At 66.6% G+C, this 22,272-nt stretch carries 22 protein-coding genes; 12 read left to right on the top strand and 10 right to left on the bottom strand.

Features of this window, described 5'->3' with window-relative positions; all coding sequences use genetic code 11:
- The first annotated feature begins 147 nt into the window (after positions 1-147).
- From HUK68_RS14555 to accD, 6 genes are read left to right on the top strand one after another with little or no spacing between them, the layout of a single operon-like run.
- A complete protein-coding gene (locus HUK68_RS14555) occupies positions 148-3,027 on the top strand; it encodes a FimV/HubP family polar landmark protein (protein WP_175504824.1) in 2,880 nt (959 codons plus the stop codon).
- Positions 3,028-3,080: 53 nt separating this feature from the next.
- The gene (gene truA / locus HUK68_RS14560) at positions 3,081-3,932 is read left to right on the top strand and encodes a tRNA pseudouridine(38-40) synthase TruA (protein WP_175504825.1); all 852 of its coding nucleotides are present in this window, start codon (positions 3,081-3,083) and stop codon (positions 3,930-3,932) included.
- Positions 3,929-4,645, top strand: coding sequence for a phosphoribosylanthranilate isomerase (locus tag HUK68_RS14565; protein ID WP_175504826.1), 717 nt, complete (start codon positions 3,929-3,931; stop codon positions 4,643-4,645). Before truA ends, HUK68_RS14565 begins: the two co-directional genes overlap by 4 nt.
- Positions 4,645-5,898, top strand: coding sequence for a tryptophan synthase subunit beta (trpB, locus tag HUK68_RS14570; protein ID WP_175504827.1), 1,254 nt, complete (start codon positions 4,645-4,647; stop codon positions 5,896-5,898). Before HUK68_RS14565 ends, trpB begins: the two co-directional genes overlap by 1 nt.
- Positions 5,895-6,704: a tryptophan synthase subunit alpha gene (trpA, locus tag HUK68_RS14575; protein ID WP_175504828.1), complete on the top strand. Its 810-nt coding sequence runs from the start codon at positions 5,895-5,897 to the stop codon at positions 6,702-6,704. Before trpB ends, trpA begins: the two co-directional genes overlap by 4 nt.
- A 54-nt stretch (positions 6,705-6,758) precedes the next feature.
- A complete protein-coding gene (gene accD / locus HUK68_RS14580; RefSeq protein WP_175504829.1) occupies positions 6,759-7,631 on the top strand; it encodes an acetyl-CoA carboxylase, carboxyltransferase subunit beta in 873 nt (290 codons plus the stop codon).
- A gap of 401 nt (positions 7,632-8,032) precedes the next feature.
- Here the strand turns inward: accD and HUK68_RS14585 are convergent, their stop codons facing one another.
- Positions 8,033-8,584, bottom strand: coding sequence for a YggT family protein (locus HUK68_RS14585; RefSeq protein ID WP_175504830.1), 552 nt, complete (start codon positions 8,582-8,584; stop codon positions 8,033-8,035).
- A 90-nt stretch (positions 8,585-8,674) separates the two neighbouring features.
- Here HUK68_RS14585 and HUK68_RS14590 point away from each other — a divergent pair, with 90 nt between their 5' ends.
- The 6 genes from HUK68_RS14590 (at position 8,675) to HUK68_RS14615 (ending at position 14,172) form a co-directional block, all read left to right on the top strand.
- Complete coding sequence (locus HUK68_RS14590; protein WP_175504831.1) at positions 8,675-9,310, top strand: LON peptidase substrate-binding domain-containing protein; 636 nt, start codon at positions 8,675-8,677, stop codon at positions 9,308-9,310.
- Between the two features lie 273 nt (positions 9,311-9,583).
- On the top strand, positions 9,584-11,143 hold the full coding sequence (gene lysS / locus HUK68_RS14595) for a lysine--tRNA ligase (RefSeq protein WP_175504832.1): 1,560 nt from the start codon (positions 9,584-9,586) through the stop codon (positions 11,141-11,143).
- Positions 11,144-11,294: 151 nt separating this feature from the next.
- Positions 11,295-12,317, top strand: coding sequence for a GGDEF domain-containing response regulator (locus HUK68_RS14600; protein ID WP_244146354.1), 1,023 nt, complete (start codon positions 11,295-11,297; stop codon positions 12,315-12,317).
- Positions 12,318-12,440: 123 nt separating this feature from the next.
- A complete protein-coding gene (locus tag HUK68_RS14605) occupies positions 12,441-13,073 on the top strand; it encodes a mechanosensitive ion channel family protein (RefSeq protein ID WP_175504833.1) in 633 nt (210 codons plus the stop codon).
- A 93-nt stretch (positions 13,074-13,166) separates the two neighbouring features.
- On the top strand, positions 13,167-13,616 hold the full coding sequence (locus HUK68_RS14610; RefSeq protein WP_175504834.1) for a type III secretion system chaperone: 450 nt from the start codon (positions 13,167-13,169) through the stop codon (positions 13,614-13,616).
- Between the two features lie 10 nt (positions 13,617-13,626).
- Positions 13,627-14,172: a hypothetical protein gene (locus tag HUK68_RS14615; RefSeq protein WP_175504835.1), complete on the top strand. Its 546-nt coding sequence runs from the start codon at positions 13,627-13,629 to the stop codon at positions 14,170-14,172.
- Between the two features lie 15 nt (positions 14,173-14,187).
- Here HUK68_RS14615 and nagZ read toward each other — a convergent pair whose 3' ends face one another.
- From nagZ to lepA, 9 genes are read right to left on the bottom strand one after another with little or no spacing between them, the layout of a single operon-like run.
- A complete protein-coding gene (gene nagZ / locus HUK68_RS14620; protein WP_175504836.1) occupies positions 14,188-15,279 on the bottom strand; it encodes a beta-N-acetylhexosaminidase in 1,092 nt (363 codons plus the stop codon).
- Between the two features lie 25 nt (positions 15,280-15,304).
- Positions 15,305-15,706 carry a holo-ACP synthase gene (acpS, locus tag HUK68_RS14625; RefSeq protein WP_175504837.1) on the bottom strand — a complete coding sequence of 134 codons (402 nt, stop codon included), beginning with the start codon at positions 15,704-15,706 and terminating at the stop codon, positions 15,305-15,307.
- Entirely contained in the window at positions 15,703-16,464 is a 762-nt protein-coding gene (locus HUK68_RS14630) for a pyridoxine 5'-phosphate synthase (RefSeq protein WP_175504838.1), read from the bottom strand. The genes acpS and HUK68_RS14630 overlap by 4 nt, the downstream gene beginning before the upstream one ends.
- Complete coding sequence (gene recO, locus HUK68_RS14635) at positions 16,461-17,231, bottom strand: DNA repair protein RecO (protein WP_175504839.1); 771 nt, start codon at positions 17,229-17,231, stop codon at positions 16,461-16,463. Before recO ends, HUK68_RS14630 begins: the two co-directional genes overlap by 4 nt.
- 38 nt (positions 17,232-17,269) lie before the next feature.
- Positions 17,270-18,274: a GTPase Era gene (era, locus tag HUK68_RS14640; protein WP_175504840.1), complete on the bottom strand. Its 1,005-nt coding sequence runs from the start codon at positions 18,272-18,274 to the stop codon at positions 17,270-17,272.
- Entirely contained in the window at positions 18,267-18,953 is a 687-nt protein-coding gene (gene rnc, locus HUK68_RS14645) for a ribonuclease III (protein WP_175504841.1), read from the bottom strand. Before rnc ends, era begins: the two co-directional genes overlap by 8 nt.
- Complete coding sequence (locus tag HUK68_RS14650; protein ID WP_175504842.1) at positions 18,954-19,319, bottom strand: DUF4845 domain-containing protein; 366 nt, start codon at positions 19,317-19,319, stop codon at positions 18,954-18,956.
- 56 nt (positions 19,320-19,375) lie between these two features.
- On the bottom strand, positions 19,376-20,353 hold the full coding sequence (gene lepB, locus HUK68_RS14655) for a signal peptidase I (RefSeq protein ID WP_175504843.1): 978 nt from the start codon (positions 20,351-20,353) through the stop codon (positions 19,376-19,378).
- The gene (lepA, locus tag HUK68_RS14660; protein ID WP_175504844.1) at positions 20,353-22,161 is read right to left on the bottom strand and encodes a translation elongation factor 4; all 1,809 of its coding nucleotides are present in this window, start codon (positions 22,159-22,161) and stop codon (positions 20,353-20,355) included. Before lepA ends, lepB begins: the two co-directional genes overlap by 1 nt.
- Between the last annotated feature and the right edge of the window lie 111 nt (positions 22,162-22,272).

The raw sequence follows: 22,272 nt of genomic DNA on the forward strand, positions 1-22,272 counted from the left end.
GCCCCCTGCCTCCTTGGTTGTCACTGCCATGCATTGCTGCTAAGGTATTTTTCACTTTGACGCGCCCGCTGTGCCGATGGCGCGCTCATCCATGAGAACAACTATGCCGCTCGCCCGGGCCGCACAACCATAAAAGTTGACGCCACCATGCATCGTTGGAAACTCTCCGCGCTGGCCGCCGCGGCCCTCGTCTCCGTCAGCCTGACTGCCACCAACGCCTGGGCCCTGGCGCTCGGCCGCCTCAGCATCCAGTCCTCCCTGGGCGAACCGCTGCGCGCGGAAGTGGAACTGCCGCAGGTCACCGCGGCCGAGGCTGACAGCCTGCAGGCGCGCATTGCCGCGCCCGCGGTGTTCCGCGCCCAGGGCATGGAGTACACGGCCGCCGCGGGCCAGTTCCGGGTCCAGCTGCAACGCCGCCCCGATGGCTCCGCAGTGCTGCGCCTGAGCAGCACGCAACCGGTGACCGAGCCGTTTGTCGATCTGGTCATCGATGCTTCCTGGAGCGCCGGGCATGTGGTGCGCAGCTATACGCTGCTGCTCGACCCGCCGGTGGCGCGCCAGCCCGCGCCGGCCGCTACCGCCCCCCAGGTCGGCGCACCTGCGCCGGTCCAGCCGGCTGCGCAGGCGACGGCCCCGGTGCGCAGCACCCCGGCGCCCGCGCGCGCGCCGGCTCCCGCCGCAACCGCACCGGCACCGGTCCAGCCTGCCGCGCAGACGGTGCGCGCCGGCGACACCGCTGGCCGGATTGCGCAGGCCCAGCGTCCGTCCGGCGTGTCGCTGGACCAGATGCTGGTCGCCATGCTGCGCGCCAATCCCCATGCGTTCATCAGCGGCAACGTGAACCGGATGCGTGCCGGCGCTGTGCTGGAAATGCCCGACCGCGCCGCCGCCCAGGCCATCTCCATTCCCGAAGCCCGGCAGATCGTCGCCGCGCAAAGCCAGGATTTCAACCGCTACCGGCGCCAGCTTGCGGCAGCCGCGCCCCAGGCGGCCGTGGCCGGTGCCCAGCGCAGCGCGAGCGGCAATGTCGAGGCCCAGGTCGAGGACCGCAAGCCGACCACGGCCGCACCCGACAAGCTCACGCTGTCCAAGGGGGCGATGGCGGCCGATGACCGCCTGGCACGCGAAAAGCAGGCGCAGAGCCAGTCCGAGCGCCTGGCCGAGCTTTCGCGCAACCTCAATGAACTGCAGAACGTCGCCGGGACCACGGCGACTGCAGGCACTGCGGCAACCGCATCCGCACCCGCAGCAGGCATACCCGTTCCCGCGGTGACGGCGCCCGGCGCGACGGCGCCCGGCGTGACGACGCCCGGCGTGACGACGCCCGGCGCGGCGGCGCCCGCTACCCCGTCCACCGAAGCCCCGGCGGCGGCGCCGACTGCGGCCGAAACCCCGGCGCCTGCCGGCGATGGCACGCCGGCTCCGGCGCCCGAGACCGCGCCGGCTCCTCCCGCCGCAACCCCGGCGCCGACCACGCCGCCGGCGCCGGCTGCAGCCCCTGCGCCGGCCGAAGCACCGGCCGCCCCGGGCTTGCTCGACACCCTGGGCGAAGACCCGGTATTGCCGATCGCTGGAGCAGGCCTGCTGGCGCTGCTGCTGGGCCTGCTCGGCTACCGTCGGCTGCAGCGCCGCCGCGCGCGCAATGCCGCGCCCGACAGCCTGCTGCAAAACGATTCCTTCTTTGCCGCGGGCCAGGGCCAGCAGGTCGATACCGCGCAGACCCAGTTCGGCAGCTCGGCCGCCTATTCGCACAGCCAGCTCGATACCGGGGGCGAAGTCGACCCGGTGGCAGAAGCCGATGTCTACCTGGCCTATGGCCGCGACCTGCAGGCCGAGGAAATCCTCAAGGAAGCACTGCGCACCCAGCCCGAGCGCCTGGCGCTGCACCTGAAGCTGGCCGACATCTACGCCAAGCGCCAGGACCGCAAGGCGTTCGAGGCCTTGGCACAGACCGTCTTTGCATTGACCCAGGGCAAGGGCGCCGAATGGCAGCAGCTGGCCGAACAGGGCCGCGCACTCGATCCAGCCAATGCGCTGTACCAATCCGACGGCGATGCACTGCCGGGCAGCACGGCCGACCGCGCCGCGCCGCCCGTCGACGCAGGCGCGCTGGCAAAGGCCTCGCTGGCAGGTGCGCTGGGCGGACTGGCCGCGGCTTCGGCGGCCGAAACCGAACGCGATGCCGAACCCGATTTCGATGCCAACAGCGACCCCGTGCCCACCCCGGCCGCGGATCCGGATTTCGACCTGGAGCTCGACTCCATTCTTGACGAGCCACCCGCGCCCGCCACGGACGCAGTGCCTGCCGAGCCGCGCCTGCAGCCGCCCGGAAGCATCGACTTCGAGCCGATAGAGCCGATCTGGAAACAGCCTGCCACAGCGCCCTCGGCCGCAGACAATACCGACGATCCGCTTGCCGATCTGCCAACGGTGCCGACCGATGCCGCACCGGCCGTCGAGGCCGCCGCCAGCGATGCGCTGCCCGACCTGGAGTTCACGCTGGACAGCGAGGCCGATGCGCGAGAAGCCGAGGCGCCGGAGCCGGCCTTCGAGGACGATGCGCCGCGCTTCGAGATTGCGCCGCTGGCACCGCCAGAGGGCGAAGGGTCCGAGGCCGAACTGCCGGCGATCGCCGCGCCGCAAGAAGCCGCGCCGGCTGCTGAACCCGAGCTTGATCCAGAACCTGAAACCGAGCCTGCGCCGGCCGCGCAGACCCCGCCTGCGCCCGCTGCTGTGCCTGCCGCTGCGCCCGCTGCTGCGCCTGCCGCTGCGCCCGTGTTCGACTTCCTCGAGTTCGACCTGGGCAATCTGTCGCTGGACCTGGGCAGCAACGCTCCGGCCGAGGCGCTGTCGCAAAGCAGCCAGGCGGCCGCCGAAGACCCGCTGGCCACCAAGCTCGCGCTGGCCCAGGAATTTGCGGCCATCGGCGACAGCGAAGGCGCGCGCACGCTGATCGAAGAGGTCATCGACGAAGCCGAGGGTGAACTCAAGGAGCGCGCAAGGCGCCTGCTTTCCGAAATCGATTGAATGTCTTTTCTGCTGAACAGCGCGGCGCACCACGGCCGCGGCAAGGACTTGCCATGCGCATAGCCCTGGGAGTGGGTTACAACGGCCAACGCTACAACGGCTGGCAGAGCCAGCCCTCGGGTAACACGGTGCAGGACCGGCTCGAAGCGGCGCTGGCGCAATTCGCCACGCTGCCCGTGCCCACCATCTGCGCGGGCCGCACCGACGCCGGCGTGCACGGCATCATGCAGGTCGCGCATTTCGATACCGAACTCACGCGCACGCCCTATTCCTGGGTGCGCGGCACCAACACCTTCCTGCCCGCGGACATCGCGGTGCAATGGGTGTCGCCCGTGCCCGATGATTTCCACGCGCGCTTCAGCGCCACCGCGCGCCGCTATGCCTACGTGCTGCTGCAGTCGCCGGTGCGCCCCAGCGTCGAGGCCGGCCGCGTCGGCTGGGTGTTCCATGAACTCGACGGCCAGGCCATGCAGGCCGCGGCCGCGCAGCTGCTGGGCGAGCACGACTTCTCCTCGTTCCGCGCCTCGACCTGCCAGGCCAAGAGCCCCGTCAAGACCCTGAGCCGCCTCGCGATCTCGCGCCGCGCGGCGCCGCCGGGCGATGCACTGAGCCGGCTGCACGGCCTGGGCCGGCCCGGCGAGCCGCCGATGCAGACCTGCTACTGGCATTTCGAGTTCGAAGGCAATGCCTTCCTGCACCATATGGTGCGCAACATCATGGGCTGCCTGATTGCCATCGGCCAGGGCAAGCAGCCCGTGGACTGGATGCAGGCGGTGCTCGCGGCACGCTCGCGCGATGCCGCCGCTCCCACCTTCTCGCCCGACGGGCTGTACTTCCTCGGTCCGGTCTACGACCCGGCCTGGGGCCTGCCGACGCGCGCCGCGGCATTCGATTGGCTGCCATGAACCAAAACCTCGCCCCCCTGCGCACGCGCATCAAGATCTGCGGCCTGACGCGCGAAGAAGATGTTGACGTGGCCGTTGCCGCGGGCGCCGACGCGGTCGGCTTCGTGCTCTACGCGCCCAGCCCGCGCGCGGTCAGCATCGCGCGCGCGGCGCAGCTCGCGCGCCGGCTGCCGCCCTTCGTCACGCCGGTGCTGCTGTTCGTCAACGAAACGCCGGAGCGCGTGCAGCAGGCGCTGCTGGAGATTCCCGGCGCCTGCCTGCAGTTCCACGGCGACGAGTCGCCCGAGCAGTGCCTGGCGGCCAGCGGCGGCCTGCGGCCGTTCCTGCGCGCGGCGCGGATTCCCCTAGGAGAAGCTGCCGCGGGCTTCGACCTCGTAGAATATGCGCAGCGTTACTCTCTCGCCCAAGCCATCCTGCTCGACGCCCATGTCGACGGCTATGGCGGCGGCGGCAAGGCATTCAATTGGTCACTCCTTCCTCCAAGCGTCGACTGTCACCTCGTTTTGTCTGGTGGACTCACGCCTGCAAACGTGACCGATGGCATTCGGCTGGTGCGGCCGCGCTGCAAGACGCTGGCCGTTGACATCAGCTCCGGCGTCGAGGCCACCGGCCCCGACGGCCAGGCCCTCAAGGGCGTCAAGGACGCCGACAAGATCCACCGCTTCGTTGCCGCCGTGCGTGCGGCCGATGCCAACCCCAGGCAGAATTCGTAATGTTTGACTATCAGCACCCCGATGCATCCGGGCATTTCGGCCGCTATGGCGGCAGCTTCGCCAGTGAAACCCTGACCCACGCGCTGACCGAACTGCGCGACGCCTATGCGCGTTACCAGCACGACCCCGAATTCATCGCCGAATTCGAGTCGGAGCTCAACCACTACGTGGGCCGTCCCTCGCCGGTCTACCACGCCGACCGCATGAGTCGCGAGATGGGCGGCGCGCAGATCTATCTGAAGCGCGAAGACCTGAACCATACCGGCGCGCACAAGATCAACAACGTGATCGGCCAGGCGATGCTGGCCAAGCGCATGGGCAAGAAGCGCATCATTGCCGAGACCGGCGCCGGCCAGCATGGCGTGGCCACGGCCACCATCTGCGCGCGCTACGGCCTCGAGTGCATCATCTACATGGGCGCCGAGGACATCCGCCGCCAGAGCCCCAACGTCTACCGCATGAAGCTGCTGGGCGCGACCGTCGTGCCCGTGGAATCGGGCAGCAAGACGCTCAAGGACGCGCTCAACGAAGCCATGCGCGACTGGGTCGCCAACGTCGACAGCACCTTCTACATCATCGGCACGGCCGCGGGCCCGCACCCCTATCCGATGATGGTGCGCGACTTCCAGAGCGTGATCGGCACCGAATGCCTGACGCAGATGCCCGAATTCCTGAACGGCGGCCAGCCCGATGCGGTCGTCGCCTGCGTGGGCGGCGGCAGCAATGCCATCGGCATCTTCCACCCCTATATCCCGTACGAGAAAACGCGCCTGATCGGCGTCGAGGCCGCGGGCCAGGGCCTGGACTCGGGCAAGCATTCGGCCTCGCTGCAGCGCGGCAGCGCCGGCGTGCTGCATGGCAACCGCACCTTCATCCTGCAGGACGAAGACGGCCAGATCATCGAGACGCACAGCATCAGCGCCGGGCTCGACTACCCCGGCGTGGGCCCCGAGCATGCCTGGCTGCAGGAGATCAAGCGCGCCGAGTATGTCGGCATCACCGACACCGAAGCGCTCGAGGCGTTCCATTACCTGTGCCGCGCCGAAGGCATCATTCCGGCGCTCGAGTCGAGCCACGCCGTGGCCTACGCCATGAAGCTGGCCAAGCAGATGCGCCCCGACCAGTCGATCCTGGTGAATCTTTCGGGCCGCGGCGACAAGGACATCGGCACGGTGGCCGACCTGTCGGGCGCAGATTTCTATGACCGCCCCTCGATGCGCGGTCTGACTGTCAAGGGAGGGCCTGCCGCATGAGCCGCATTGCCGCCACATTTGAAAAACTCCGATCCGAAGGCCGCACGGCCCTGATTCCCTATGTCACGGCCGGATTCCCGTTTGCCGCGATCACGCCGGCGCTGATGCACGGCATGGTCGAGGCCGGCTCCGACGTGATCGAGCTGGGCATTCCGTTTTCCGATCCCATGGCCGACGGCCCGACCATCCAGAAGGCCGGCGACAAGGCGCTGGCGCTGGGCGTGGGCCTGGTGCAGGTGCTGGCCTATGTGCGCGAGTTCCGCCAGAAGAACGACACCACGCCGGTGGTGCTGATGGGCTACGCGAACCCGGTCGAACGCTACGACCAGATCCATGGCGAAGGCGCGTTCGTCAACGATGCCGCCAATGCCGGCGTCGACGGCATGCTGATCGTCGACTACCCGCCCGAGGAATGCGAGGCATTTGCCGCCGCGCTGCGCGCGCGCGGCATGGACCTGATCTTCCTGCTCGCGCCGACCAGCACCGACGAGCGCATTGCCCAGGTGGCGCGCGTGGCCAGCGGCTATGTCTACTATGTCTCGCTCAAGGGCGTGACCGGTTCTTCCGCGCTGGACCCGGCGGCCGTCGAGGCCATGCTGCCGCGCATCCGCAAGCATGTGCAGATTCCCGTGGGCGTGGGTTTTGGCATCCGCGATGCCCAGACCGCCCAGGCCATCGGCGAATTTTCCGATGCCGTCGTGATCGGCAGCCGCATCATCGAGATGCTCAACGACCAGCCGCACGAGAAAGTCGTACCGCTGACCATTGACTTCCTGCGCGGCGTGCGCAAGGCACTCGACGCATAATGCTGCCCTTGCGCCGCGCCCTTTGGGGGCGCAGGCGCGCAAAGAGGAAATACTATGTCTTGGCTTGAAAAACTGCTGCCTGCCAAAATCCAGCACACCGACCCGACGGAGCGCCACCAGATCCCTGAAGGCCTGTGGATCAAGTGCCCGTCCTGCGAGACCGTGCTGTACCAGGCCGACCTGGAAAAGAACCAGAACGTCTGCCCGACCTGCGGCCACCACCACCGCATCGGCGCGCGCGCGCGCCTGAACCATTTCCTCGATGCCGAAGGGCGTTATGAAATCGGCCAGGAAGTCGTGCCCGTCGACCCGCTGAAGTTCAAGGACAGCCGCAAGTACCCCGAGCGTCTCAAGGAAGCGCTGGAGAACACCGGCGAGACCGATGCGCTGATCGTGATGGGCGGCGCCGTCAAGAGCGTCAACGTCGTCGTGGCCTGCTTCGAGTTCGACTTCATGGGCGGCTCCATGGGTTCCGTGGTCGGCGAGCGCTTCGTGCGCGGCGTCGAAACCGCCATCGAGCAGAAGGTGCCGTTCATCTGCTTCACCGCCACCGGTGGTGCGCGCATGCAGGAAGGCCTGCTGAGCCTGATGCAGATGGCCAAGACCAATGCCGCGCTCACGCGCCTGGCGAAGAAAGGCCTTCCCTACATCAGCGTGCTGACCGACCCGACCATGGGCGGCGTGTCGGCGGGCTTTGCGTTCGTCGGCGACATCGTCATTGCCGAACCCAAGGCGCTGATCGGCTTCGCCGGCCCGCGCGTGATCGAGACCACGGTGCGCGTCAAGCTGCCGCCAGGCTTCCAGCGCGCCGAGTTCCTGCAGGAAAAAGGCGCCGTCGACATGATCGTCGACCGCCGCCAGCTGCGCGACACGGTTGCCAACAGCCTGGCAATGCTGCAACGCCTGCCTGCGGACGCGGTCTCTTAACAGCGTTCCAGCTCAGTCTAAGCGGTCAATGCAGAAATGCGTTGACCGCTTTTTTTTCGGCATGCCTTTGCCAGGGACAGGAGCCGGGTTTCGGCCCGGCAGCCGACTCACTTTTCTTGCTCGCACAAGAAAAGTAAGCAAAAGAATGCGGCCCTGCTGTCTGCGACCCTGCGCTACGCTCCGGGCAACCTGCCGTGCTCGGTCCCGGGCTGCACCGCAGAACTCGCTTCGCGGCCTCGCCGCTCCGCTCAAACAACTGCGGTGAGTCAGTTTACGAAGCAGGTGTGTCCTTCGGCACACCTGCCAGCCCGGGCCCTGCGCGCGGCAGGCGCAGCCACAAGGGCGGGGAGCGGGAACGGGATAGCTTCTTTGGGTATTGGAGATACGCAAGCCTTGCCGACCTACCTCAACACCCCTGCCTGCACATAAGCCAGCACCATCAGCGCGATCTGCAGCAGCACCAGCAGCACCAGCGGCGACAGGTCGATGCCGCCGACCAGCGGGATCACGCGGCGCACCGGGCGCAGCAGCGGTTCGGCAAGGCGTTCGATGACCGCGGCCACGGGCGAGCGGGCCTGGATCCAGGACATGATGGCGTAGACCAGCACGATGCCGATGCAGCCCGTGATGGCTATGCGCGCCACGCCGCACAGCGCCAGCCAGGGCAGCCACAGGGCTTGCGAACCGCCCGCGCCCAGCATCAGCCACAGCAGCAGGTATTGCAGCATCTGCAGCAGGTAGGCGGCAATCAGGCTGGACGCATCCCAGCGGCCCGAGGCCGGCACGATGCGCCGCAGCGGCAGCACGATCCAGTCGGTCAGCGCGAACACCAGCCGGCCCACGGGGTTGGAAAAGGGAATGCGCTGGGCCTGCATGTAGAGGCGCAACAGGCACAGGCCGGTGAGCAAGCCCACGGCGACATCGAGCAGGAAGGAGATGATCTGGAACAGCATGTAGGAATTGAAGCAACGAAGACAGTCGCCTGGGACTGCAAGACAGCGGCGGGTACAGCATGGGATGATAGTGGGCACGCCCGGACCACCATGACATTACCCCTGACCCTCACTTCCCTGCCGCTGTTTCCATTGGGCAGCGTGCTGTTTCCCGGTGGCCGCCTGCCGCTGCGCGTGTTCGAGGTGCGCTACCTGGACATGGTGCGCAAGTGCGCGCGTGCGGGCGCGCCGTTTGGCGTGGTGGCGTTGAGCGAAGGACAGGAGGTGCGCCAGGCCGGCGCGCCGCCGGAGCAGTTCCATGCCGTCGGCACGCTGGCGACGATCGCGCAGCTGCAGTACCCGCAGACCGGGTTGATGCACTTGCTGTGCCAGGGCACGCAGCGTTTTCGCGTGCGCGAGCGCCGCTGCCTGCCGCACGGGCTGTGGGTGGCCGATGTCGAGCTCATCGACCAGGACATGCCCGTCGAGGTGCCCGAAGACCTGCAAGCCGCGGCCCGGGCGCTGGCCAAGCTGCTGCAGACGCTGCGCACCCAGCACGCCGACGACCCGGGCCTGGCCCTGCCCGACAGCCTGCACCTGCAGGACTGCGGCTGGGTGGCCAACCGCTGGTGCGAACTGCTGCCGCTGCCGACCACGCTGCGCCAGCAGCTGATGGAGCTGGAAAATCCGCTGCTGCGGCTGGAGCTGGTGGCCGATGTGCTGGAACGCACGGGCATCGGTTTTTGAGGCACGCCGCCCACGGAATCCAGATGGCCCCACGGCCATTGCATGCGCGCTCGCCCGAAGCCGCGCAAAAAACCTAAAATCAAGGGTTTTGGCCTATTACCAGTCAGGCAAGCCATTCGTGCTGCGCCTGTCGAACCATGGACGGCATTCCGGAAACGGAAAAATGCCTGTTCATCCTTCGACAGGCTCAGGACGAACGGGCGTTTTTCCTTCCTGACTGGCATTAGCGTTTTGGCCCAGTTCCACCGGCGTTTGCGCGCTGGCGCTCCTTTCATGTCTGACACCAACACCACTTCCGCAGCCGATACCGCCGCCCCGCAGGACGAAAACCAACTGATCGCCGAGCGCCGCGAAAAACTCAAAGCGCTGCGCGAAGTCCAGGCCCAGGGCGGTGGTGTGGCATTCCCCAACGACTTCCAGCCCACGCACCATGCGGCCGCGATCCAGGCGGAATATGCCGAGCAGGATGCCGAGGCGCTCGAAGCCGCGGCAGTGCAGGTGAGCGTCGGCGGCCGCATGATGCTCAAGCGCGTCATGGGCAAGGCCAGCTTTGCGACCGTGCAGGACGGCTCGCTGGGCGCGACCGGCGGCCGCATCCAGCTCTACATCACGCGCGATGCCGTGGGCGAGGAGCTGTATGCGCAGTTCAAGCGCTGGGACCTGGGCGACATCATCGGTGCCGGCGGCACGCTGATGAAGACCAAGACCGGCGAGCTGTCGATCAAGGTCAGCTCGCTGCGCCTGCTCACCAAGAGCCTGCGCCCCATGCCCGACAAGTTCCACGGCATGGCCGATCAGGAGCAGAAGTACCGCCAGCGCTACGTCGACCTGATGATGGACGAAGGCGCGCGCCAGCGCTTCACCGCGCGCTCGCGCGCGATCAGCGGCGTGCGCGAGTTCATGGTCGCGCACAACTTCCTTGAAGTCGAGACGCCGATGCTGCACCCGATCCCGGGGGGCGCGAACGCCAAGCCCTTCGTCACGCACCACAATGCGCTGGACCAGGAAATGTACCTGCGCATCGCCCCCGAGCTCTACCTCAAGCGCCTGATCGTCGGCGGCTTCGAGCGCGTGTTCGAGATCAACCGCAGCTTCCGCAACGAAGGCATCTCGGTCCGGCACAACCCCGAATTCACCATGATGGAGTTCTATGCCGCGTTCTGGAACTACCGCGACCTGATGGATTTCACCGAGAAGCTGATCCGCGACACCGCGCAGAAGGCCGTCGGCAGCCTGCAGCTGAGCTATGGCGGCAAGCCCGTCGACCTGGCACAGCCGTTCGAGCGCCTGACCATCCGCGAAGCCATCGTCAAGTACACCGAAGCCGGCGACAACGTCGACCAGCGCGACTGGCTGATTCCCGCGCTGCGCAAGCTCGGCTTGAGCGAGGAAAAGGACAAGCTGTCGGGCCGCACGCTGGCCAGCCTGCAGGTGCTGTACTTCGAGGAACTGGTCGAGGAAAAGCTCTGGAACCCGACCTTCATCATGGAGCACCCGACCGAGATCTCGCCGCTGGCGCGCGCCAACGACGAGCGTCCCGAGGTCACCGAGCGCTTCGAGCTCTACATCACCGGCCGTGAATTCGGCAACGGCTTCAGCGAATTGAACGATGCCGAAGACCAGGCCGCGCGCTTCAACGCCCAGGTCGAAGCCAAGGACAGCGGCGATGACGAAGCCATGTTCTTCGACCACGACTTCGTGCGCGCGCTCGAATACGGCATGCCGCCCACGGGCGGCTGCGGCGTCGGCCTCGACCGGCTGATGATGCTGCTCACCGACAGCACCAGCATCCGCGACGTGATCCTGTTCCCGGCACTGCGCCGCGAGCATTGAGCCCTGGCGGCGGTCGGGATAGCCAGGATACCGCGGTCGGCGTTTACACTTGTATCTCCTGCCGCCCCCTTGCGCGCAGGCGTACTTTGCTCCGGAGTCGCTGGTACTCCTGAAGGAAACCGCAGTGATCCCGACGCCACCGCCCTCCGCCATCGAACCCACCGCGGCCCGTTTCACCTCGTCCCATGCGGAAAACGCGCCGTTTTCGGTGCTGGTCGTGGAAGACCAGGCGTCGATGCGCGCCTCGCTGGTCAAGGAGCTGCAGCACGCGGGCGTGACCGAAGTCATGGAGGCCGCGGACGGCCAGGTGGCGCTGCAACTGTTCAAGCTGCGCCGCCCTGACCTGGTGCTGCTCGACATCCGCCTGCCCGGCCTCGATGGCTACGGCGTCGCGCACCAGATGCGCGAATCCGAACCCGGCGACTGGACCCCGATCATTTTCCTCTCCGGCCTCGATACCGACCTGGACGTCTGGCGCGGCATCGAGTCCGGCGGCGACGACTACCTGGTCAAGCCGGTCAAACCCATCGTGCTGGTGGCCAAGCTGCGCGCCATGCGCCGCCTGCTGGACATGCGCCGCCGGCTGATCTCGATGTCCGCCGAACTGCACCTGGCCAACCAGCGGCTCAACGAGATGGTGGAGATGGATGCGCTCACGGGCCTGGTCAACCGCCGCGGCTTCGACCGCATCCTGCATGCCGAGATCATTGCCGCGCGCCGCGACGGCACGCCGCTGACGCTGATGCTTTGCGACCTCGACCACTTCAAGCGCTACAACGACAGCTGCGGCCACGTGAAGGGCGACGAATGCCTGCGCGCCATCGGCAAGCTGTTGCGCGAGGTCTGCATGCGCCCGCGCGACGTGGCCTCGCGCTATGGCGGCGAGGAGTTCGCCATGATCCTGCCCAAGACGCCGCGTTCGGGCGCGATGACCTTTGCGCGCGCGCTGGGCAAGATGCTGCGCGTGCGCGCCCTGCCCCACCCCGACTCCCCGCTGGGCGAGGTGCTCACGCTCTCGGGCGGCATCACCACCTGCATCCCGGATGAAAGCACCAGTGCCGAAAGCATGGTGATGCGCGCGGACCAGGCGCTGTACGCGGCCAAGGCCCAGGGCCGGGACCGCTTTTTCAGCTTCGAGATGCAGATGGATACCATCGAGCAGCGCGGAAACTAGCGCGCTGCGTGCCATGAGGCACATCCAGGACAGTCCGGACGACGATAGCTGATAGGCTTGCAGGCGGGCCGGTCGCTGCCATCGGCAGGTCCGGCTTTTTCTTCTTGTTGACCCATTGGAGCTATGCGTCGTCTTTCAATTCACCTGCCCCCGTGGCTGCAGGATTGGCTGGAAGTGCTGATTCCGGCCGCGCAAATCCTGCTGATCCTGGTTGCCGCCTGGCTGATCAACCTGTTCTTCAAACGCGTGATCTACCGTGCCGGCGCGCACTACGCGCTGCCGCGCGAACTGCTGGTGCCGGTGCGCGGCGTGATCCGCTGGCTGATCATTGCCGCCACGGTGCTGCTGATCCTCGAGCGCATGGGCGTATCGGCCACCGTGCTGTGGACCGCGTTCACCGGGTTCGCGACCGTGGGCGCCGTGGCCTTCTTTGCGGCCTGGAGCGTGCTGTCGAACCTGTTCTGCGCACTGCTGATCGTCACGGTCGGCCCGTTCCGCCTGGGGGACTACATCGAGCTGCTGGACACTGCGGAAAAGCCGGGAGCCAAGGGCCGGGTGGTCGACATCAACCTGCTCTACACGACGCTCGAGGATGTGACGCACCGCGAAGGCGCGCTGCTGCAGATTCCGAATGCGCTGATCTTCCAGCGCGTCGTGCGGCGCTGGAAAGGCGGCATCCATGCCAGCATTCCCGACGACGCGCCCTCGTCGGTCGCAGAAGAAGCCGCCGCGCAGGCATTGACCAGCCGCAGCTGAGCGTAGGACACCACCGCATCGCGGCATCGCGGCGGAACACAATGGTCGGCCTGGTTACTCAACGGACTCCATCCTTCTCAACAGGAAGAATCCATGTCCCAGGCGTACCAGACCCTCTTGAAACAGCTTGCCGAGGAGATCGGCCTCGACCCCGAAGCCCTTGCCGCCACCGAAGAAATCGTCATTGACGAGCTGCCCATCGGGCTGCAGCTCGAAGGCGAAGGCGACGAAGCGGAGGTCTGGCTTTGCAGCCTGCTTGCGGCGCCCAGCCCCGACCGCTGGGAGGATGTGGCGCGCACGCTGCTGCATGCCAACCACCTCTGGACCGCTACCGGCGGCGCAACACTGGGGATGATTCCCTCAGACAACACCGTGAGCCTGAATGTGCGCCGGCTGCTGCGCGACCTCGACAGCGAGAAACTGGCCATTTTGCTGGCGAAGACGGCCGATATCGGCCTCGCATGGCAGGATTTCATCACGCTGGGCATAGGCGCCGCCGACCTTCCCGCATTTTCCAGTGCCGACGTAGGCGTGCGCGTCTAAGAGGAATTCGATGCCAAACAAGATACAGCCACGGTCGCTGATGCCAAGCAGCCAGGCCTTCCTGGAAAAGGCACAGTCACTCAATGCCGGCAACAAGGCCGCGGCCACAGGGGCGCGCGCGGCGCTGACCCACTCAAGCGTCCGCGTGGGGGCAGGAGACAACCGGGAGAAGGCGCAGTCCGCGGGCTCCGCCATCAAAGGCATGCTTGCCTCCCTGTCCAACGGCTTCATGGGCCTGCTGCATGGCGCCAAGCGCCTGGCGAAATCGATTTCGTCCTATGTTTTCGGTCCGAGCAATCCCCAGTCCGGTCTCCAGCCCAGGAAAGCCATGGACAAGGTCGCGCGCGGCGTGGACGGTGGCGCGGCCAGCGTGCAGCAATTCCTCAACTCCAATGCGGCGACCAAGGGCGTCTTTCGCGATCTCCGGGATTCCGTGAGCCCTCCCAGCTCCTCGCTGCACGCGCTGGACCGCGCGGCGGGCGATGCGATCACGGACCTCAAGAGCGAAGGCAAGGCCTTGTTCAAAGACGTGAAGGACTTCTTCAAGGACCGCTGATCCGGCCCGCAACCCTCACGGCAACAGGTCCAGCGCGTTGCGGTAGGCCGGCTGCAGCATGAGTTCATCCCAGCTCTGCGGCAGCGTCTCGGGCAGCAGCGCAAGCCGGCGCGCCTCGCTGTCGGCGCTGGGCGTCCAGCGGCCCGCGTCGCGCGCCGCCTGCATGCCGTGCAGCCAATCGTCGACCGCAGCGCCATCGCCCAGGCTCTGGTTGCACAGCAGTGCGAGGTCGCAGCCCGCATTCAGCGCTTGCGTCGCGGCCTGGGTGAAATCCAGCGTCTGGCTGTCCAGCCGGCGCGCGGCCTCCATGCTCAGGTCGTCGCTGAAGACCGCGCCATCGAAGCGCAGGCGGTGGCGCAGGATCTCCTGCAGCCACCTGGCCGAGAAACCCGCGGGACGCTTGTCGACCTTGCTGTAGATCACATGCGCCGGCATGACGCTGGTCAACACCGACGACAGCCAGGGATAGGGCGCGGCATCGTCAGCCAGGATGGCCGAGAGGCTGCGCCGGTCCACGGGAATGTCGGTGTGCGAATCTGCCTTGACGAAGCCATGGCCGGGAAAATGCTTGCCGCAGTTGGCCATGCCGGCCTGCAGCAGGCCGTGCATCAGGCTCTTGGCGAGCGCTGCCACCACGCGCGCATCCGAGTGGAAGGCGCGGTCGCCAATGACGCCGCTCTCGCCCCAGTCGAGGTCCAGCACCGGCGTGAAGGAGAAATCGACGCCGCAGGCGCGCAGCTCGCTGCCCAGCACATAGCCGACCGCCGTGGCTGCATCCATGGCGCGCAGCGCGCCGCTGCCTTCGCGGCGCTTCGCGCCCTGGCCGTCATCCATCCACATGGCGCCAAAAGCACGCATCGGTGGCAGATGCGTGAAGCCGTCGGTGCGAAAGCGCTGCACGCGCCCGCCTTCGTGGTCGACGCAGATCAGCAGGTCGTCGCGCACCGCCTTGATCTCGGCCGTGAGCGCCAGCAACTGCGCGCGGTCCTGCCAGTTGCGCGCAAACAGGATCATGCCGCCGACCAGCGGGTGCGCCAGGCGCGCGCGGTCGGCAGGCGTGAGTTCGGTGCCGGCGATGTCGATGATCAGGGGTGCGTGCTCGGTCATTCAGGGCAATCCTTGGAGGGAAAAATCAATTCGCAGGCTTTTTCTCGACCACGCAGAAGCTCGCGGCGTAGTCGCTTTCATCGGTCACGCTCAGATGCACCTGCAGGCCGCGTTCCTCGAACCATTGCTTGAGCGCGCCGTGCAGCACGATGCTGGGCTGGCCGCTGGGCAGGTTGACGATCTCGCAGTGGCGCCAGGTCATGGGCATGCGCATGCCCAGGCCGATGGCCTTGCTGAACGATTCCTTCGCCGAAAAGCGCGTGGCCACGTAGCGCACGCCGCGGTCGGGCCAGCGCGCGCTGCGCGCACGCCAGGTCGCCAGCTCGCCTTCGGCCAGGACCTTTTCGGCAAAGCGGTCGCCCAGGCGCTCCAGGCTGGAGCGGATGCGCCGCACGTCGCAGATATCGGTGCCTATGCCGTAGATCATGGCTGGGCCGAGGCAATGCATTGCAGATAGGCCTGTACCGCGCCCGCATAGCCGCGCTCGAGCGCGCCGCCGATCAGCGCATGGCCGATGGAGACCTCGAGCAGGCCGGGCACGCCGGCGGCAAATGCGCCGAGGTTGTCGAGGCTCAGGTCATGGCCCGCATTGACGCCCAGGCCGGCATCGAGCGCGGCCTGGGCCGCGGCGCGGTAGGCTTCGAGCTGCTGCGCCTGCGCGGGCGTGCCCCAGGCCGCGGCATAGGGCTCGGTGTAGAGCTCGACGCGGTCGGCGCCCACGGCCTTGGCGGCGGCCATCTGCTCGGGGACCGGGTCCATGAACAGGCTCACGCGCACGCCCAGCGCCCGGCATTCGGCAATCAGCGGCGCGAGGCGCTCGGCGTCCTGTGGGAAGCTCCAGCCATGGTCGCTGGTGAACTGGTCCTGGCCGTCAGGCACGAAGGTGGCCTGCTGCGGCCGGTATGCGCGGACGAAGTCCATCAGGTTGTGGAACGGATTGCCCTCGATGTTGTATTCCGCTTCGGGCCACTGTTTCAGCAGTTCGTGCAGCTCGGCCACATCGCTGGCGCGGATGTGGCGCTCGTCGGGCCGCGGATGCACGGTGATGCCCTGCGCGCCGGCCTCGAGGCACAGCTGCGCGGCGCGCGTGACGCTGGGAATGCCCAGGTGGCGCGTGTTGCGCACCAGCGCGACCTTGTTGACATTAACGGACAGCGCAGTTCGGGAAGAGGCGGAAGTGGTCATAGGTTTTGCAGGTCCATCATCAGCTGGCGGGTGCGCAGCAGCGGGTTGCCGCAATGGTATTGCAGCAGCGTGCGCAGTTGGGATTTGAGGGCCAGCGCCACCGGCGCGGCCGCGCGCAGCGCCGCGGTATACGCCTGTGGCGCGTGGCCCGCGCCCAGGGCCTGCTCCAGCGCCTGCCACTGCGCGCCGGTCAACGCCGCGCGCTCGCCGGCCGCGGCCTGGCGCAGGCCGCCTTCGGGCACCAGCATGTAGCGGCTGCGCGCCGACAGCGCCGAAAGCGTCATGGTTTCCTCGGCCAGGCTGGGCAGCAGACCCAGCTCGCGCAGCAGTATCAGCTCGAAGGCGCGCAGCACCGGCTCCAGCGTCTCGCCCTGGGTGCCGGCCAGCACCCGCACGACGCCCGCATAGACGTCAAACAGCGCCGCATACGGGTCGTCGCGCGCCAGCAGGCGCAGCAGCAGTTCGTTGAGGTACAGCCCCGAGAGCAGTGCATCGGCCATCGGCATCACATGGCCGCCGGCCCACTCCGCGCCCTTGAGGGTGTGGATCTCGGCGTTGCCCTCGGCGCCCAAGGTGTAGGTCACGCGCAGCGGCTGCAGCGGCAGCAGCACCGGGCGGAAGTTGGAGGTCGGCTTCTTCGCGCCGCGCGCCGCCAGCGCGACCCGGCCGCGGTGGCGTGTGAAGACCTCCAGGATCAGGCTGGATTCGCTCCAGTCATAGCGGTGGAGCACAAAGGCGGGTTCGTCGGAGACGCGCTTGGCGGCCATGCGGGCCTCAGAACATGTCCATGGACATGTTCCCGAGCTTATTCGTAACCGAAGGAGCGCACGCGCGCTTCGTCGTCGGCCCAGCCCGAGCGCACCTTGACCCAGACTTCGAGGAACACCTTGCCGTCGAGCAGGCGCTCGAGCTCCTGGCGCGCCTCGGTGCTGATGCGCTTGAGGCGCTCGCCCTTGTCGCCGATGACCATGGCCTTGTGGCCTTCGCGCTCGACGACGATGGTCACCGCGGTGCGCACGAAGCGCTTGTGCAGCTTGCTCTTTTCCTCGGTGAACTTGTCGAGCACGACCGTCGAGGTATAGGGCAGCTCGTCGCCGGTGAAGCGAAACAGCTTCTCGCGCACGGTCTCGGTGACCAGGAACTTCTCGCTGCGGTCGGTGAGCTCGTCCGGGCCGTAGAACCAGGGCTGCTCGGGCAGGTACTTCTCGCAGATGCCGAACAGGCGCTGGATGTCGTCGCGCTTCTTGGCCGACATCGGCACGAATTCAGCGAACGGGTGGCGTTCCTGCATGCTCTTGAGCCAGGGCGCGATATCGCCGCGGCGGTGCACCTGGTCGAGCTTGTTGGCGATGAGCAGTGTCGGAATGCCAGGCTTGAACAGGCTCAGCACCTTGGCATCGGCCAGCGTGAAGTTGCCGGCCTCGACGACGAACAGGATCAGGTCGACATCGCTGATCGCGCCCATGACGGTCTTGTTCAGCGACTTGTTGAGCGCGGTCGAATGGTGCGTCTGGAAGCCCGGGGTGTCGACAAACACGAACTGCGTGGCTTCGCGCGTGGCGATGCCGGTGATGCGGTGGCGCGTGGTCTGGGCCTTGCGCGAGGTGATGCTGATCTTCTGGCCGACCAGCGCGTTCATCAGCGTCGACTTGCCGACGTTGGGCTTGCCGACAATCGCAATCAGGCCGCAGCGCTGGCCTTCGACATGCAGCGGCGCGCCGGCCGCCGCCAGCATCGCGCCGATCGGGTCATGCTGCGCAGGGTTCTCGTCGCCTGCGTCGCCGGCTACGTCGTGGGTAGCGTCATTCATGGTTCTTTGCTTTCAATGTGGTCAACATGGCCTCGGCCGCGGACTGTTCGCCGGCACGGCGGGAGCCGCCCGTGCCGCGCTCGACCAGGCCCATCTCGGCGATGGCGCATTCGATTTCAAACTGCTGGCGGTGCGCCGCGCCGGTGGTTGCGACCACACGGTACTGCGGCAGCTTCCTCTTGCGGCCCTGCAGCCATTCCTGGAGTGCGGTCTTTGCATCCTTGGCCGCAGCATCCATCTGCGGATTGATCTCGACCTTCTCGAACAGGTGGTGCACCAACACCTCGGCGGGCGCATAGCCGGCGTCGAGATAGACCGCGCCGATGATCGCCTCGACCGCATCGGCAAGGATGGATGGGCGCTGCTTGCCGCCCGACTTGAATTCGCCCTCGCCCAGGCGCAGCACGTCAGGCAGTTGCAGGCGCACGGCAATGCGGTGCAGCGTGTCTTGCTTGACGAGGTTGGCGCGCACGCGCGAGAGGTCGCCTTCGGGCAACGAGCGCAGGCGCTGGAACAGCAGGCTGGAAATCGCCAGGCTGAGCACCGAGTCGCCGAGGAATTCCAGGCGTTCGTTGTGGTCTGCCGAGAAGCTGCGGTGCGTCAGCGCACGCTGCAGCAGGGCAGGATCCTTGAATGTGTACTGCAGGCGCTGCTGCAATGCGTTGAGTCCGGTTTGCACCTAGGGGGTCTGCTTGTTGAAACGGTAAACGAGATAGGCCGGCCCGACGAGCGCAATCTCGCGGGAATAGCTGAAGGCCACCTGCACCCGTTCGTTGTGCTTGGTGACCTCCAGGTCGGAGCCCTGGATGGAAGTGATGCTGTCGATGGTGGCCGCGCGGTCGAAGATGGCGCGCACTTCGGCCACCGTGGTGCCCTCGCGGGCCGCCTTGTTGGCGGCCTTGGTGACCGCCTGGTATTCGATGAAGATCGGAACGGATTTTCCGCCAATTGCGACAGCCGAGACGGCCACCACTGCGATAAACACCAAACCCAGGAAGGACAGCCCGTGCTGGCGCGCGCGGCGGCCGCTGCTGTGCATTCTCATGTTCCCGTCTCCTCGTCGCGGGCCCCCTCGGCCCAGGCCTGTATGTGCGCCAGCGTTCAGTGGAAGCTGCCGATGCGCTTGATGTCGCCGAAGTTCATCCAGACAAAGAAGGCCTTGCCGACGATGTTCTCGTCAGGCACGAACCCCCAGTAGCGCGAATCCAGCGAATTGTCGCGATTGTCGCCCATCACGAAGTAGTGTCCTTCAGGCACCTTGCAGCTCACGCCTTCGACACTGTAGCGGCAGTTCTCGCGGTAGGCAAAATTGCTCGCGCCCTGGATGAAGGCCGGCGTGCTGGGGTCGTTGAGCAGGCGATGCGGCTTGCCGCCGAGCTTTTCCTCGAACTGCTTGAAGTAGCGCATGGTGTCCTTCTCGAAGAAATCGGGAAGGTTGCTGGTTTCCACGGGCTGGCCGTTGATCGTCAGGCGCTTGTTCAGGTAGGCCACCTCGTCGCCGGGCACGCCGACCACGCGCTTGATGTAGTCGAGGTTCGGCTGGGGCGGATAGCGGAACACCATCACATCGCCGCGCTCGGGATTCGAGGTCTCGATGATCTTCTTGTTGAGCACCGGCAGGCGCACGCCATAGGTGAACTTGTTGACCAGGATCAGGTCGCCGACCAACAGCGTCGGGATCATCGAGCCCGAAGGGATCTTGAACGGCTCGAACAGGAAGGAGCGCAGCACGAACACGATGGCGATCACCGGGAACAGGCCGGCGGTCCAGTCCAGCCACCACGGCTGCATCAGCACGCGGCCGCGCGCTTCGGGGCTGACCTCGATGTCGACCTTGGCAATGCCCTTGCGGTCCAGCTCGGCGCGCCGCGCCACCGCGGCCTCTTCCAGCGCCGCCGCGGCCTTGCGCCGGCGCGGCCAGAAATACAGGCGCTCGGCAACCCAGTAGATGCCGGTCACCACGCTGGCCAGGAACAGCAGCAGCGAAAAGTTGCCCTGCAGGATGCCCAGGTACCAGGCACCGATGTAACCCACGAAAGCAGCCAGGATGGCCGCCGTGATCCATTGCATTGCTCGCATCAATCCTCCACTTGCAAAATCGCCAGAAAGGCTTCCTGCGGCACTTCCACCGCGCCGATTTGCTTCATGCGCTTCTTGCCGGCCTTCTGCTTTTCGAGCAGCTTGCGCTTGCGGCTGATGTCGCCGCCGTAGCACTTGGCCAGCACGTTCTTGCGCAGCGCCTTGACGGTTTCGCGCGCGATGATGTTGGCGCCGATGGCTGCCTGGATGGCGACGTCGAACATCTGGCGGCTGATGATCTCGCGCATCTTCGCCACCACGGCGCGGCCGCGGTAGGTCGACTGCGAGCGGTGCACGATGATGGACAGCGCGTCGACCTTCTCGCCGTTGAGCAGGATGTCGACCTTGACCACGTCGGAGGCACGGTACTCCTTGAACTCGTAGTCCATCGAGGCATAGCCGCGCGAGACGCTCTTGAGCTTGTCGAAGAAGTCCAGCACGATCTCGCCCAGCGGCATTTCGTAGGTCAGCATGACCTGGCGGCCGTGGTAGGCCATGTTCATCTGCACGCCGCGCTTCTGGTTGGCCAGCGTCATGACCGGGCCGACATATTCCTGCGGCATGTAGAGGTGGACGGTGACGATGGGCTCGCGGATCTCTTCCATCCGGCCCTGGTCGGGCATCTTGGACGGGTTCTCGACCATGATCACTTCGCCATCGGCCTTGACCACTTCGTAGACCACGCTGGGCGCGGTGGTGATCAGATCCTGGTCGAACTCGCGCTCCAGGCGCTCCTGCACGATTTCCATGTGCAGCAGGCCCAGGAAGCCGCAGCGGAAGCCGAAGCCCAGCGCCTGCGAGACTTCAGGCTCGTATTGCAGCGAGGCATCGTTGAGTTGCAGCTTCTCGAGCGCGTCGCGCAGCGAGTCGTACTCGCTGGCTTCGGTAGGGTACAGGCCGGCAAACACCTGCGGCTGGATTTCCTTGAAGCCGGGCAGCGCCTGCTCGGCCGGACCCATGTTGTTGGGCAGCTTCTTTTCAAGCGTGATGGTGTCGCCGACCTTGGCGGCCTTCAATTCCTTGATGCCGCAGATCACATAGCCGACCTCGCCCGCGCGCAGCGCCTCGCGCGCCTCGTTGGCCGGCGTGAACACGCCCAGCGAGCCGGCTTCATAGACCGCGCCCGTGGCCATCAGCTTGATGCGCTCGTTCTTGCGCAGCTGGCCGTCGACCACGCGCACCAGCATCACGACGCCGACATAGGGGTCGAACCAGCTGTCGATGATCATCGCGCGCAGCGGCGCCTCGGGCTCGCCCTTGGGATGGGGAATCTTCGCCACGATGGCTTCGAGGATCTCGTCGATGCCCATGCCGCTCTTGGCCGAGCAGGGAATCGCGTCGGTGGCGTCGATGCCGATCACATCCTCGATCTCGGCCTTGGCATTGTCGGGATCGGCATTGGGCAGATCCATCTTGTTGAGCACCGAGACCACTTCCACGCCCAGGTCCAGCGCGGTGTAGCAGTTGGCCACGGTCTGGGCCTCGACGCCCTGCGAGGCATCGACCACCAGCAGCGCGCCCTCGCAGGCCGACAGCGAGCGGCTGACTTCATACGAGAAGTCGACGTGGCCGGGCGTGTCGATCAGGTTCAGGTTGTAGACCTGGCCGTCCTTGGCCTTGTACTGCAGCGCTGCGGTCTGGGCCTTGATGGTGATGCCGCGCTCTTTCTCGATGTCCATCGAGTCCAGCACCTGCGCTTCCATTTGGCGCTCGGAGAGACCGCCGCAGCGTTGGATCAGGCGGTCCGCAAGAGTCGACTTGCCATGGTCGATATGCGCAATGATGGAGAAATTTCTGATGTGCTTCATCAACGAAAGGCGTCTGGTAAGAAAAAACGAAAAAGGCGTGCCGCGGACGCGTGCAAGAAAAAAGGGCGCGTCGACTGAAGACGCGCCCTGAACCAACAATCTAGGGCAACT

Source organism: Comamonas antarctica, assembly GCF_013363755.1.
In the GTDB taxonomy this organism is placed as follows: Bacteria; Pseudomonadota; Gammaproteobacteria; order Burkholderiales; family Burkholderiaceae_C; genus Comamonas; species Comamonas antarctica.

What these genes read in the sequence shown, in the direction of transcription:
- HUK68_RS14555 (WP_175504824.1), top strand. Translation starts at nt 148, where the DNA reads ATGCATCGTTGGAAACTCTCCGCGCTGGCCGCCGCGGCCCTCGTCTCC.
- truA (WP_175504825.1), top strand. Translation starts at nt 3,081, where the DNA reads ATGCGCATAGCCCTGGGAGTGGGTTACAACGGCCAACGCTACAACGGC.
- HUK68_RS14565 (WP_175504826.1), top strand. Translation starts at nt 3,929, where the DNA reads ATGAACCAAAACCTCGCCCCCCTGCGCACGCGCATCAAGATCTGCGGC.
- trpB (WP_175504827.1), top strand. Translation starts at nt 4,645, where the DNA reads ATGTTTGACTATCAGCACCCCGATGCATCCGGGCATTTCGGCCGCTAT.
- trpA (WP_175504828.1), top strand. Translation starts at nt 5,895, where the DNA reads ATGAGCCGCATTGCCGCCACATTTGAAAAACTCCGATCCGAAGGCCGC.
- accD (WP_175504829.1), top strand. Translation starts at nt 6,759, where the DNA reads ATGTCTTGGCTTGAAAAACTGCTGCCTGCCAAAATCCAGCACACCGAC.
- HUK68_RS14585 (WP_175504830.1), bottom strand. Translation starts at nt 8,584, where the DNA reads ATGCTGTTCCAGATCATCTCCTTCCTGCTCGATGTCGCCGTGGGCTTG.
- HUK68_RS14590 (WP_175504831.1), top strand. Translation starts at nt 8,675, where the DNA reads ATGACATTACCCCTGACCCTCACTTCCCTGCCGCTGTTTCCATTGGGC.
- lysS (WP_175504832.1), top strand. Translation starts at nt 9,584, where the DNA reads ATGTCTGACACCAACACCACTTCCGCAGCCGATACCGCCGCCCCGCAG.
- HUK68_RS14605 (WP_175504833.1), top strand. Translation starts at nt 12,441, where the DNA reads ATGCGTCGTCTTTCAATTCACCTGCCCCCGTGGCTGCAGGATTGGCTG.
- HUK68_RS14610 (WP_175504834.1), top strand. Translation starts at nt 13,167, where the DNA reads ATGTCCCAGGCGTACCAGACCCTCTTGAAACAGCTTGCCGAGGAGATC.
- HUK68_RS14615 (WP_175504835.1), top strand. Translation starts at nt 13,627, where the DNA reads ATGCCAAACAAGATACAGCCACGGTCGCTGATGCCAAGCAGCCAGGCC.
- nagZ (WP_175504836.1), bottom strand. Translation starts at nt 15,279, where the DNA reads ATGACCGAGCACGCACCCCTGATCATCGACATCGCCGGCACCGAACTC.
- acpS (WP_175504837.1), bottom strand. Translation starts at nt 15,706, where the DNA reads ATGATCTACGGCATAGGCACCGATATCTGCGACGTGCGGCGCATCCGC.
- HUK68_RS14630 (WP_175504838.1), bottom strand. Translation starts at nt 16,464, where the DNA reads ATGACCACTTCCGCCTCTTCCCGAACTGCGCTGTCCGTTAATGTCAAC.
- recO (WP_175504839.1), bottom strand. Translation starts at nt 17,231, where the DNA reads ATGGCCGCCAAGCGCGTCTCCGACGAACCCGCCTTTGTGCTCCACCGC.
- era (WP_175504840.1), bottom strand. Translation starts at nt 18,274, where the DNA reads ATGAATGACGCTACCCACGACGTAGCCGGCGACGCAGGCGACGAGAAC.
- HUK68_RS14650 (WP_175504842.1), bottom strand. Translation starts at nt 19,319, where the DNA reads ATGAGAATGCACAGCAGCGGCCGCCGCGCGCGCCAGCACGGGCTGTCC.
- lepB (WP_175504843.1), bottom strand. Translation starts at nt 20,353, where the DNA reads ATGCGAGCAATGCAATGGATCACGGCGGCCATCCTGGCTGCTTTCGTG.
- lepA (WP_175504844.1), bottom strand. Translation starts at nt 22,161, where the DNA reads ATGAAGCACATCAGAAATTTCTCCATCATTGCGCATATCGACCATGGC.